Raw genomic sequence first — 11,848 nt, 5'->3', positions numbered from 1 at the left:
AACATCTCTCAGGACAATCACCATGGGAAAACCGACTGGCTTTATGGAATACCTGCGGGAAGTGGCGCAAGAAGTCACCCCCGCCGATCGCATTCGCAACTGGGACGAGTTTCACCTCCACATGCCGGAGGAAAACCTGCGCACCCAGGGCGCTCGCTGCATGGATTGCGGCACGCCCTTCTGCCACACGGGCATCACCATCAGCGGCATGGCCAGCGGCTGCCCGATCAATAACCTGATTCCTGAATGGAACGACCTGGTCTACCGGGGTCTGTGGGAAGAAGCCCTGGAGCGGCTGCATAAGACCAACAACTTCCCTGAGTTCACGGGGCGCGTCTGCCCCGCCCCCTGCGAGGGTTCTTGCGTACTGGGCATCACCAGCCCCCCGGTGACGATTAAAAACATCGAGTATTCCATCGCCGAAAAAGGCTGGGAGGCGGGATGGATTACCCCTAACCCGCCCCAGCAGCGCACCGGCAAAAAAGTCGCGGTGATCGGTTCTGGCCCCGCTGGTCTCGCCGCCGCTGCCCAGCTCAACTCGGCGGGCCACTGGGTGACCGTGTACGAACGGGCCGATCGCCCCGGTGGCCTGCTGATGTACGGTATCCCCAACATGAAGCTCGACAAGCAGCAGGTGGTACAGCGGCGTCTGGACGTGCTCGAAGCCGAGGGCGTTACCTTTGTCTGCAACACCGAGGTCGGCAAAGACATTTCTGCTGAAAACCTGCTGAAGGAGTTCGATTCAGTCGTGCTCTGCACCGGCTCCACTCGCCCCCGCGATCTGCCGATTGAGGGGCGCGACCTGAAGGGCATTCACTTTGCTATGGAGTTTCTCACCGCCAACACCCAGGCGGTGCTGGATAAAAACCCCGGCGACAACTACATCTCGGCGGCGGGCAAGGATGTGGTGATTATCGGCGGCGGCGATACGGGCACCGACTGCGTGGGCACCTCCATTCGCCACGGCTGCACCAGCGTCACCCAGGTGGAGATTATGCCCCAGCCACCGGAAACGCGATCGCCAGCCAACCCCTGGCCCGAGTGGCCCAAGGTCTACAAAATGGACTACGGCCAGGAAGAAGCCGCTGCCATGTTTGGCGATGACCCCCGCGCCTACCTGACCACGGCCACCAAGTTTGAAGGCGATGAGAATGGCCAAGTGAAGGCCGTCCACACCGTGCAGATTCAGTGGGACCAAGACGAAAACGGGCGCTTTGTGCCCCAAAATGTGCCCGGTACCGAGAAGGTTGTCCCCGCGCATCTGGTGCTGCTGGCGATGGGCTTCCTTGGCCCAGAGCAGCCGTTGGTGGATGCCCTGGGGCTGGAGAAAGATGGTCGCAGCAACGTGAAGGCTGAGCACGAGCAGTACACTACGTCGATTCCGGGGGTGTTTGCGGCTGGGGATTGTCGCCGGGGCCAGAGCCTGGTGGTGTGGGCGATCAATGAAGGGCGTGGGGCGGCGCGGGAATGCGATCGCTACCTGATGGGCACCACCGAACTGCCCTAACTCGCTCACTTAGAAGCCGGGTTTTTGATCATTGTCAATTGCTGGACTAGCAATTGACAATGATCAAAAGAAACCGGGTTTCTCGCTGCTTATTAGCAATACCTCCAAGACCGGCTGGACCAGAATTGACGCTATGACGGATGATGACATCGACACATCAGGCATTCCGCCACTTGATAAGATTTTCTTTGCACAAGCAAAGCTACGAATTCCTAAACCAATGGTCTCTAAAGTCAATGTGCCCGTTGATGTCGAAACCTTAGACTGATTTCAAACTCAAGGAGAAAGCGCAGAGCAATATATAGCAGCGGCTCTCAGAATCTATACGGAATATCAAAAGAAGCTGCCATCTTGCATCAAACAAAATGATCACCATCAAGATCGCTTCTATCAAGAATTTTGAGGATATAGCCAGAGTCACCTGGGTTAGGACATCAACAAAGCCTAAAAACGTTCAAACGCTTGAATGCTCGCTTCATAAACGTCCTAATCCAGTTGACTGCAGCTATATCTTCTGCTCCCAGATATATTAGGCTCTTCAAATTATTCATTGTTTTCCAGATACTTAAATTCAAAGAGCCAAAAAATGTTTAGCATTCACTCCAGGCAACCAATTACTAGTCTCATATTAAACTCTATCATTGAAATTAAAGACGTTGCATACGAAAAAGACAAGGAAAATCGAGCGATCTTAAGAGCATCGTTAGTTGCAAATCTAATCTTGATGCTGTCGATACTTTGTGAGGCAACTCTTTCAGAAATTTTGATCGACTCTATAGAATCTATTGACATAATTTATGACGACGAAAAATCTGACAGGCTTAAGGCCTACCTTTTGCAAAGACTCAAGCGGTCTGGATGGGAAGAAATCAGTGGTGTATTGTGCGAGGTCTTGATTGGAGAAACCCTGAGTAAAATAGTCGGACAAGAATTGAACAATCAACTTAAAGCCTTATTTCAAAAACGCAATATGATTGCTCATGGTGAGTCCATCGAGCGTTTTACATGTGGGGATACAAGAAAGGATCCAAAAATAATCACAGAAAAATTTTCCGGCAAGTCGTCTGCCTTCAGTTTATTACAAGATGCGGGCATTATCCCTGTCAAAGGGATTCATAACCTAAGCCTTTCAGATATTTACTCAATTCAAATGTATTAGTTCTTTGAAGAAGCCGTTGTGAATTTTGCCAACAAGCTTTTAACATATTTGGGAGAAAAGGGTGCCAACTCTCGTAATAGTAATCATCAATACACTAGCCTGCTTAGGAAAGTGGCAAATTTATCAAATTCCATGTTAGATAGTCCGTCTTAATTGAAGGTAGCAATAGGGTAGGCTTGATTTATCCCAGAAGAAATTCTTACAGGCATTGCATTTATATTTACCACGTATTTCAAGAGGAGCACCCTGAATATTTCCTAAGAGAACTATCGCTAAGTTCGTATCGCAACAGTCAATGCAATAAGGCCCCTTTCCATCTTCTTGAATGAAGATCATCATCAAGCAAAACTCCTAGTTCTTTGCAAGCCTTAATTTGAGACTTCAGATCTTGATTTCTTCTGGGAGATCAGGATCTTCTTTATTAGCTATGACAAGAAAGATTCTGGCTTGGATGATTTCGTTGTTTAGATTTAATATGCCATTAGAAATCTCAACACTTTTAGACTGTGTAGCTATGTTGCTTATCTGTTTCACTAAATCCATTTCTATCGAAAGAGATTTGATATCACCTGTGATTTCAGCTGCATGATCACATCAATTCTTAGAATCAGTGACTAACTTCACAAAGTCATGTTTCTAGAGCTGTGGTTGGACAGTGACTACTGTTTTAGAGACAGTCATTCTGGTACAAGTGAGCGGCTAGCTTTCCAATCAAAAGCCCTACCCCAGCGCTCGGCTCATCAGCACTACGGACGATCGCGCCCCGACCGGGTATTGATCGCTTTCAAACACCGGAGCTTCTTCGGGGTAGCAAAAATCTCGCGGCGGTGCCACCGACGTATCGACAATGCGGTGCCAGCGATCGCGCGGTCCCAGCCCCGGCAGTTCAAACATCAGCGGTTCCCAGTAGGCGTTGAGCATGACGTGAATTTGCTCCTTGGCATCGGGAAAGCGCAGCGTAAAGGCCAGGGTGCGCGAGTTTTCAGACCAGTCGGGCTGGCCCAGGTTAGGGCCGTGCCAGACAATGTGAGGCTCGTAGTGCCGGGTGGTGGTTACCCGCAGCAGGTGCTCTAGCTGAAACACCTTCAGATTTTGAATAAAGTGAATTAGCCCCTGAGTAAAGCGCAGCAGGGATTGCTCTTTCTCCACCGCATCCCAGTTAAACCAGCTAATTTCGTTGTCTTGGCAGTAGGCGTTGTTGTTGCCGCGCTGGGTGCGGCGCACCTCGTCGCCCATCAGCAGCATGGGGGTGCCCTGAGCCATAAACAGCAGCGTGAGAAAGTTTTTGATCTGCCGCTGGCGCAGCTGCTCGACCTCGGGCGGGGCAGAAAGCCCCTCTACGCCACAGTTCCAGCTGTAGTTGGCGTCGGTGCCGTCGCGGTTTTGCTCGCCGTTGGCCTGGTTGTACTTTTGGTTGTACGAAACCAGGTCGTTGAGGGTAAACCCGTCGTGGCAGGTGACAAAGTGAATGCTGCGGTTGGGCTCGCGGTTGGGCTTTTGGTAAATGTCGGGGCTGCCCAAAATGCGCGAGGCTAGGTCGGGCACGCAGCCGGTATCGCCCTTAACAAACTGGCGCACGTGGTCGCGGTAGGGGCCATTCCACTCGGCAAAGCGATCGCCGATAAAGCTGCCCACCTGGTACAGTCCCGCCGCATCCCACGCTTCGGCGATAATCTTGGTGCCCGCCAAAATCGGCTCCGACTCAATATTCCATAGAATCGGTGGGTCTTCCAGAGGGTTGCCCGCCATATCCCGCGACATTACCGAAGCCAGGTCAAAGCGAAAGCCATCCACATGCATCTCTGACACCCAGTAGCGCAGGCTATCGAGAATCATGCGCCCGACTACAGCGTGGTTGGGCGAGAGCGTATTGCCGCAGCCGCTGTAGTTGGAGTAGTAGATCGGGTTGTCTTCGAGCATGTAATAGGTTTTGTTGTCGATGCCCTTGAAGCTCAGGGTGGGGCCTTCGTGGTTACCCTCGGATGAGTGGTTAAACACCACATCGAGAATGACCTCAATACCGGCCCGGTGCAGCGCCTTCACCAGGTCGCGAAACTCGTTCACCGGCCCCAGGGGGTCTTTGCACGAGCTGTAGCCCCGGTGGGGAGCAAAGAAGGCCAGAGTGCTGTAGCCCCAATAGTTTTCCAGGCCGGGCATGGCATCTTGGGTATCGAACTGGTGAATCGGCAGCAGCTCTACGGCCGTGACGCCCAGCTCTTGCAGGTAGGGAATTTTTTCGATCAGCCCCGCGTAGGTGCCTCGCTGCTCGTCAGGCAGTCCTGAGGAAGGGTGGCGGGTAAAACCGCCTACGTGCATTTCGTAGATGACGCTGCTGGAGTAGGGAATGTGCAGAGGGCGATCGCCCTGCCAGTCGTAATTGCGGGTATCTACTACTACCCCCTTAAGGGCCGTGGCGCAGTTGTCGCCCAGACCAATGGCGGCCGCGCGATCGTAGGTATCGTCGCCGACAATGGCGCGGGCGTAGGGGTCGAGCAGCACCTTGGTGGCATCGAAGCGGTGGCCATGGGCCGGGTCAAAGGGTCCGTGGACGCGGTAGGCGTAGATTTGCCCACTCCTAAGGCCGGGCACAAACAGATGCCAGTAGTAAAAGGTGCGGTTCCATTTGGGGTCGAGGGTGATCACACGGCTGGGCTGAGCCAGATCGTCGGCCTCAAACAGCAGCAGGTCGATGCCGGTAGCGTGTTTAGAATAGAGGCAAAAATTGACGCCCACCGCGTAGACAGTGGCCCCCAGGGGGTAGCTTTGGCCAGGCAGTACTTTAGGACTCATAAGCACACCTTTCAAAGTTAAAAATGGTCAAAGTAAAAATGGCCTGCAACAGCCCGGTCATTAAGGGCATCAGGCGATGTTTAACCCTACCATCGCAGGCCCTTAACCCCTCCAGGCGCAATACTAAATTAAGAGTGTGGCCGACCTAGAGCAGCCGACTGCCCCAGGAGCAAGCTATGTTAAGCATGGAATGCGCCTACAATTTAGGCAATGATAAAGCCCATCCGGTTTTGCCCATGCCCCTAGCCGATCCCTCGACAGGACTTTCCATTAGTTATCCCCGACGCTCGCTCAAGCGAGCCGAGCGAGCCTTTCGGTGCTCTCCCTTTCGCCTAGATTTGCTGGGGGATATGCGATCGCAGAGCATTTCCATTCGCCAGGTGTGCGGCCAGGCAGGCGTCAAGAGCCACTACAGCCGCCGCGCTATGGCCGAGCTACAGGCCGAAAACGCGATGATGTGGCTAATCGCCGTTGGTCTGCTGCGCCGCGAAGTCGATGGCCAGGGCCTGACCGATAGCTTTCGCCTTACGCCCCTAGGTCGCCAGGTGTTTGAGCAGCTATATGTGCTCAGCCCAGCCCAGTATCGCCCTACTCTGGCCGATCATCTCTATAATGCATGGTGCCGATGGGTGCGTTGGCCTTCCTGGGCCAGTCTCTGACCAGTACCCGATGGTGGCAGAGCTAATATGTCCTGATCGGTTGTGTTGTTCCTGAAGAATCTGCATAGGGAGTGGTTAAGCCCTGGGCATCAGCCCACGAGAACGGATTGTTTGATCCCCGCTCAGGCTTTGGCCCTACCGCCAAACTCATTCAACTTTGGAGACGCTCCATGAGAGCAATCATGGTAGTGGGAACAGCCTCCCACGTGGGTAAATCATTGATTACCACGGCCCTTTGCCGCATTCTCAGTCGTCGGGGTTGGCGAGTCGCCCCTTTCAAAGGGCAGAACATGGCCCTCAATTCCTACGTCACCGCAAACGGCGGCGAAATGGGCTATGCCCAAGCGGTTCAAGCCTGGGCCGCAGGCGTTGCGCCCCAGGTTGAGATGAACCCCATCTTGCTCAAACCCCAGGGCGACATGACCTCTCAGGTCATTCTCAAGGGCCGAGCCGTGGGGCGCACCACCGCCACCCAGTACTACGAAAATTTCTTTGACCAGGGCTGGCAAGCCATTCAAGAAAGCCTCACCCGCCTCGGCCAAGACTACGACTTTCTAGTGTGCGAAGGGGCCGGTAGCCCTGTCGAGGTCAACCTCAAACATCGCGATCTCACCAATATGCGCATCGCCAAGCATCTCAATGCCCCCACGGTGCTGGTGGCCGATATCGATCGCGGCGGCGTGTTTGCCCATATCATCGGCACCCTAGAGCTAATGGAGCCCGAAGAGCGCGCCCTGGTCAAAGGCATCATTATCAACAAATTTCGCGGTCAGCGAGAAGTCCTAGAGCCGGGCCTACAGTGGATCAAAGAACGCACCGGCATTCCAGTGCTCGGCGTGGTGCCCTGGATTGAAAACGCCCTGCCCGCCGAAGACTCGCTCAGCCTGCTCGATCGCACCCCCGGCAGCAAAAAACAGGCCGACATCACCATCGCCGTTATTCGCCTGCCCCGCATTTCCAACTTCACCGACTTTGACCCGCTAGAGGCCGAACCCAACGTGCGGGTGGTCTACCTCAGCCCCAAAGAAAAGCTCAGCTACCCCGACGCCGTAATCATCCCCGGCACCAAGACCACCATTGCCGACCTGCTCATATTGCAGCGCACCGGCATGGCTGAAGAAATTCAGAACTACGTAGCCGCTGGCGGCACCGTTATGGGCGTCTGCGGTGGCTTTCAAATGATGGGCCAGTTCTTAGCAGATCCCGAGGGCATCGAGGGCCACGAAGGCCGCTTCCCTGGTCTCGACCTGTTCCCGCTGCGCACGGTGATCACTCAGCAAAAAATTGCTCGCCAGCGCACCGTTAGCTCGCGCTTCCCACAGGATGGGCTACCGGTGTCGGGCTACGAACTGCACCAGGGCCGCACCCAGCTACTCCTTTCCGAGGGGAAAGACGAGAAGGGCACCCCGTTTGAGTTTTTGTTTGAAGACCGCAGCCTGGGCGTAGTCGATGCTAGCCAGTCGCTGTGGGGTACCTACTTGCACGGCCTGTTTGACAACGGCCCCTGGCGGCGGGCCTGGCTCAACCGCCTGCGTCAGCAGCGCGGTCTGGGGTCGCTGCCCACCGGCATCCCCAACTACCGCGAACAGCGCGAGGCCGTGCTCAATGAGCTGACTGAAGCAGTAAGCGAGCATTTAGATCTAACCCCGCTGCTGGGGTAAACGCCTATGGTCGTTGGGGTAAATGTTTACCCCAGCGGCGGCTGCAGCGATCGCAACTTAACCCTGAGTCATAGACAGATTGCTTGGATTGACTAACCCCACCTCTGAGCACCAGATGGGGCAATAACAAAGAGCCTGGCCCTATCATTCACCTAAGATTTATTGTGTACGCCTTCTAAAAACGCTTTTGTAAAAGACTGTCGTGCTATTCGCTCGCCTTTAGCTGACAGGTCAGTCTATGGGTACACTGACAGTTAAGTCTTGCGAAAGGACAAGCCAGGTGGCATCAAAGAACCAGCTTCAGACTGTTCTCAAAGAGAACTATGGCATAAACAAAAATGTAACTCAGTCGCTCAGCCTAGAGGACTGCGAGAAACTGTTGGTCCTCCTCAGCAACTACCCCAGCGCCGAGAAGCTGGTTGAGTCTTTTGTTGAAAAAAACAACGAGCTTTCACAGAATAACCGCTTTTACGGTCAGCGTCGCAGTCAGGCAGAGAAAAGGCTTGAGCAATTGCAGGCAGAGCATCAGCAAACTCAAAAATCTATCGCTGAATTAGAGCAGGCAAATAAAGAACTCCAAAATCGCAAAGGAACGTTGTCAGTCGAGCAACAGCAGTTAGAGAGTCAGATTGATCAGCTTTCTACTAAAAATCAGAGTCTAAGCTCGAAGATACAAACGTTGACCACCAAAAACGACGAACTGATCGAGGCTAACGATCAGCTCAAACGAGATAACAGAGAACTCAAAAATATTGTGGATCAAATTCGGCTAAGACTAGCACGAGACACCAAGATGCTGTTGCAATACGAAGACAGCGAGTTGCGCAAAGCCATGATTCGTCTATTTCGATGGACCTTAGGGTAGGAAGCATCATGGCTAGCCAAAAACGTAAACAGCGCCTTTTTAGCGGTATGAACTATCGTGAGGTGCAGCGCTCAAACACCAACCGCAAAAAGAAGCTACCCAAAGCTGACCAAGTCTGGCTCAAAACCAATGGCTACCGCAACGTTGGCTGGGATAATGTTATCAAGCTCTATGAAAAAATTAATGATTTTCTGGCAGCGCCCGACACCGACGATCCAACCCTGGAAGAGTTATTTTTAAAGGCAGATCAAATTGGCAAAAAATATCAAACAACTGAGGAAGTAAACGCCTTTGAGCAGGCATTTCAAACCGAGGTACACGCTATTTCCGACCAGATCGACCAGCAGTTTCCCGATCAAGAGGTTGAGATGGTCGACTACAGCCAATCTTCTCGATCACATCCAAAACGTAAGACAGCAAAATCTCGCAAACGATAGGTGTTGAGCGATCGCTAGACTATGGCATCTGAAACCGACAGGACTTTAAAGGAACTCTTCGCGCTGGCCAATAAAGTCGGTAATCGCCGCTATCACAGGCTTACACAGCAAGATTTTGGCGACTACCGAAGCTTTGACTACTGGCGATATATTAACGGCGATAGCGAATGTGGCACCACCGAAGCCAGCCGTACTTGGGTACGAGATAACTCCGATCGCCACTGCCCGATTTGCGGAGAGCAGTATAGCCAAAATAACGGCAGAAGCATTGACCACAAGCTACCCCGTGCTCAATACCCCTGGCTATCGCTCGACTTTAGAAACCTGTGGGTGATTTGCTACCAGTGCAATCAAGAAAAAGGCGAGAGGCACTGGTATGAGTACGAGCACTATATCTTTACTCGGCATCCAGCCCGATATGAGGATATTGTCTTTTTCCGCCCACGACATTTACTAAAATCGTTGAAGCAAGGCTAGCTGGTGGCTACAACAGCTTAGGATATTCTGACTACGAGATACCTACTCTTTCTGTTGCTTCATGGCCACATCTCCTCGTTCTGCTTCTGCCAATCATTGGATCACAGCCTTCACCCTGCCTCGATGGTTGATCCCCTACCTGTTTTTGCTGCCCGCCCTGGCAGCACTGGGGATCTCGGTATTTTGGCCAGCGCTGCGAGCCTTTTATCTAAGTTTCACCACTTTTGGGGTCGACCTGACGGCGGCCCCGACCTGGGTAGGCACCGCCAATCTGCAACGGCTAGTGGGCGATCCCATCTTTTGGCAAACAGTGCGCAACACCCTGGTGTACTTAGCGGGGGTGGTGCCAATTTTGACCTTCGCGCCGCTGGGGCTGGCGATTTTGGTCAACCGGCAGCTCAGGGGCATTCACTGGCTGCGGGTGGCCTACTACTCGCCCGTGGTGGTGTCGATGGTGGTGGCGGGCATTGCCTGGCGCTGGCTCTACGCCGAGACGGGTCTGTTTAACCAGGTGCTCAAATCGTTGGGGCTCACCGAGAACGGTATTCCCTGGCTGACCAGCCCGGCCCTGGCGCTGCTTAGCGTCATGGTGGTCACGGTGTGGAAGGGGCTAGGCTACTACATGGTGATTTACCTGGCGGGGCTGCAGGGTATTCCCCAGGATTTGTATGAGGCGGCGGCGCTCGATGGCTCCGACGGCTGGCGGCGACATTGGGATATTACCCTGCCGCTGATGCGGCCCTACCTGGTGCTGGTGGGGGTGATTTCTGCGATCGCGGCCACTAAAGTCTTCGAGGAAGTCTACATCATGACCCAGGGCGGCCCTCGCCACAGCTCAAAAACAGTGGTCTACTACATCTACGAGCAGGCCTTTCAAAAGCTCGAAATTAGCTACGCCTGCACCCTAGGGCTGGCGCTATTTTTAGTCATTTTGGCCCTGTCTGCCCTACGGCTGGCGGTCAACGACAGCACCAAACCCGTAATCTAAGCCACCCTAGCCGGTTGAGACAACTCTAAACTGCTGACCTGCACATCGTGCACTTCTACGTGGGTGGCCCCTTCGGCATGCAGGGCGAGCTCCACCAGCTGATCGAGCAGGTCGAAGGTGTCTAACTGACCGCTGAGAATAACCGCTGAGCCTCGCTGCTTGACCGATAGCTGCCTGACCGCAGACCGGCCTACGCGATCGCAGTAGCTAATGTGAATGCGCTTGGCCAGCCCGTAGTAGTCGTACTCGCCACTCGGCCCTACCCGCTCTGGGGGAATAGCCGACAGACCAGCGATCGCCTGACTAATATAATCGGGTCTGGCATAGCAAACCCCACGGATAGTGTGGCCAGTTGCCACGAGTGATTGTGCGACGTTAGCCATCTGAGCCTTACCCCTCTGTCTCTGGGACAAAAACCAGCACCTACAGCGATGAACCCGCTACGGGTTCGCCTCAAGGCAAGACCTGAATCGTCGCTCAACGGTAGATGCAAAGGTAATACCATCAAGTTCACCGTATATTGCGGTAAACTTGAAGATATTATAAAGTACTTTACGGGTTTCCTAGTAAAATTAAGTATCTTTTACAACCATTGCAGAGCTAGTTCAGGTCAAGTTCATACGGCCTCAGTGCTGATACGTAAAGATTTTACAAAGTGATTTGACCCCTGGAATTGGGAAAAAGTTCCTGGCAGATAAATATTTCCTCGGCAGTTTCGCAGCGAGATGCCTGCCGAGATAGCCCCTACCCCTCAGTTGTTAGCAGGGCTACCGCGTAGGCTGCAATGCCCTCCTGACGGCCCACCGGCCCCAGTTTTTCGTTGGTCGTCGCTTTTACCCCTACCTGATCGGGGGCCAGGCCCAGTTTGTCGGCCAGGCGCGATCGCATTGTTTCGATATGGGGCTTGAGCTTGGGCTGCTCGGCTACCACCACTGAGTCAATGTTGCTGATCTGCCAACCTCGCTCCTGCACCATGGCATTCACCTGGGCCAGCAGCTTCAGGCTGTCGGCCCCCGCCCACTCCGGGTCTCCGGGGGGAAAGTAGAGGCCAATATCGCCCAAGCTCAGCGCCCCCAGCAGCGCGTCCATAATGGCGTGGGTCAGCACGTCGGCATCGCTGTGGCCATCGAGACCCAGGTGGTGCGGAATCGTGACGCCGCCTAAGATCAGCGATCGCCCCTCCACCAGCCGATGAATGTCGTAGCCATTGCCAATTCTGATCCCCATAGTTTCCCCCACGATTATTTAAGATGGTGCATTGCTTCGCTAATGCACCCTACGCCTTGTCCCACCTACCCATCCACC

Annotated in this window: 12 protein-coding genes; 9 read left to right on the top strand and 3 right to left on the bottom strand. The window is 53.7% G+C overall.

Features of this window, described 5'->3' with window-relative positions:
- Positions 1 to 22: 22 nt before the first annotated feature.
- The 3 genes from gltD to IQ273_RS09725 all read left to right on the top strand — a co-directional run bounded on the left by gltD (position 23) and on the right by IQ273_RS09725 (position 2,666).
- Positions 23 to 1,507, top strand: coding sequence for a glutamate synthase small subunit (gltD, locus tag IQ273_RS09735; protein WP_194022974.1), 1,485 nt, complete (start codon positions 23 to 25; stop codon positions 1,505 to 1,507).
- Positions 1,508 to 1,538: 31 nt separating this feature from the next.
- Positions 1,539 to 1,775, top strand: coding sequence for a hypothetical protein (locus IQ273_RS35355; RefSeq protein ID WP_228052689.1), 237 nt, complete (start codon positions 1,539 to 1,541; stop codon positions 1,773 to 1,775).
- A gap of 318 nt (positions 1,776 to 2,093) precedes the next feature.
- On the top strand, positions 2,094 to 2,666 hold the full coding sequence (locus IQ273_RS09725) for a hypothetical protein (RefSeq protein ID WP_194022973.1): 573 nt from the start codon (positions 2,094 to 2,096) through the stop codon (positions 2,664 to 2,666).
- 720 nt (positions 2,667 to 3,386) lie between these two features.
- Here the strand turns inward: IQ273_RS09725 and glgX are convergent.
- On the bottom strand, positions 3,387 to 5,456 hold the full coding sequence (gene glgX / locus IQ273_RS09720) for a glycogen debranching protein GlgX (RefSeq protein WP_194022972.1): 2,070 nt from the start codon (positions 5,454 to 5,456) through the stop codon (positions 3,387 to 3,389).
- Between the two features lie 176 nt (positions 5,457 to 5,632).
- Here glgX and IQ273_RS09715 point away from each other — a divergent pair, with 176 nt between their 5' ends.
- From IQ273_RS09715 to IQ273_RS09690, 6 genes are all read left to right on the top strand, one after another.
- Positions 5,633 to 6,115, top strand: coding sequence for an Npun_F0494 family protein (locus IQ273_RS09715; RefSeq protein WP_228052687.1), 483 nt, complete (start codon positions 5,633 to 5,635; stop codon positions 6,113 to 6,115).
- A gap of 170 nt (positions 6,116 to 6,285) precedes the next feature.
- Complete coding sequence (gene cobQ / locus IQ273_RS09710) at positions 6,286 to 7,776, top strand: cobyric acid synthase CobQ (protein WP_194022971.1); 1,491 nt, start codon at positions 6,286 to 6,288, stop codon at positions 7,774 to 7,776.
- A gap of 280 nt (positions 7,777 to 8,056) precedes the next feature.
- Complete coding sequence (locus IQ273_RS09705) at positions 8,057 to 8,641, top strand: hypothetical protein (RefSeq protein ID WP_194022985.1); 585 nt, start codon at positions 8,057 to 8,059, stop codon at positions 8,639 to 8,641.
- 8 nt (positions 8,642 to 8,649) lie between these two features.
- Positions 8,650 to 9,078, top strand: coding sequence for a hypothetical protein (locus tag IQ273_RS09700; RefSeq protein ID WP_194022970.1), 429 nt, complete (start codon positions 8,650 to 8,652; stop codon positions 9,076 to 9,078).
- Positions 9,079 to 9,099: 21 nt separating this feature from the next.
- The gene (locus tag IQ273_RS09695; protein WP_194022969.1) at positions 9,100 to 9,555 is read left to right on the top strand and encodes an HNH endonuclease; all 456 of its coding nucleotides are present in this window, start codon (positions 9,100 to 9,102) and stop codon (positions 9,553 to 9,555) included.
- Between the two features lie 61 nt (positions 9,556 to 9,616).
- Positions 9,617 to 10,543 carry a carbohydrate ABC transporter permease gene (locus tag IQ273_RS09690; protein WP_194022968.1) on the top strand — a complete coding sequence of 309 codons (927 nt, stop codon included), beginning with the start codon at positions 9,617 to 9,619 and terminating at the stop codon, positions 10,541 to 10,543.
- Here the strand turns inward: IQ273_RS09690 and IQ273_RS09685 are convergent.
- Both IQ273_RS09685 and ispF read right to left on the bottom strand, forming a co-directional pair.
- Entirely contained in the window at positions 10,540 to 10,926 is a 387-nt protein-coding gene (locus tag IQ273_RS09685) for a hypothetical protein (RefSeq protein ID WP_194022967.1), read from the bottom strand. The genes IQ273_RS09690 and IQ273_RS09685 overlap by 4 nt on opposite strands.
- Before the next feature lie 361 nt (positions 10,927 to 11,287).
- Entirely contained in the window at positions 11,288 to 11,770 is a 483-nt protein-coding gene (gene ispF / locus IQ273_RS09680) for a 2-C-methyl-D-erythritol 2,4-cyclodiphosphate synthase (protein ID WP_194022966.1), read from the bottom strand.
- Positions 11,771 to 11,848: the final 78 nt, after the last annotated feature.

Origin of the sequence: Nodosilinea sp. LEGE 07298, assembly GCF_015207265.1 — a bacterium.
GTDB lineage: Bacteria > Cyanobacteriota > Cyanobacteriia > Phormidesmidales > Phormidesmidaceae > Nodosilinea.
This window is presented reverse-complemented; position numbering and strand designations above follow the sequence as displayed.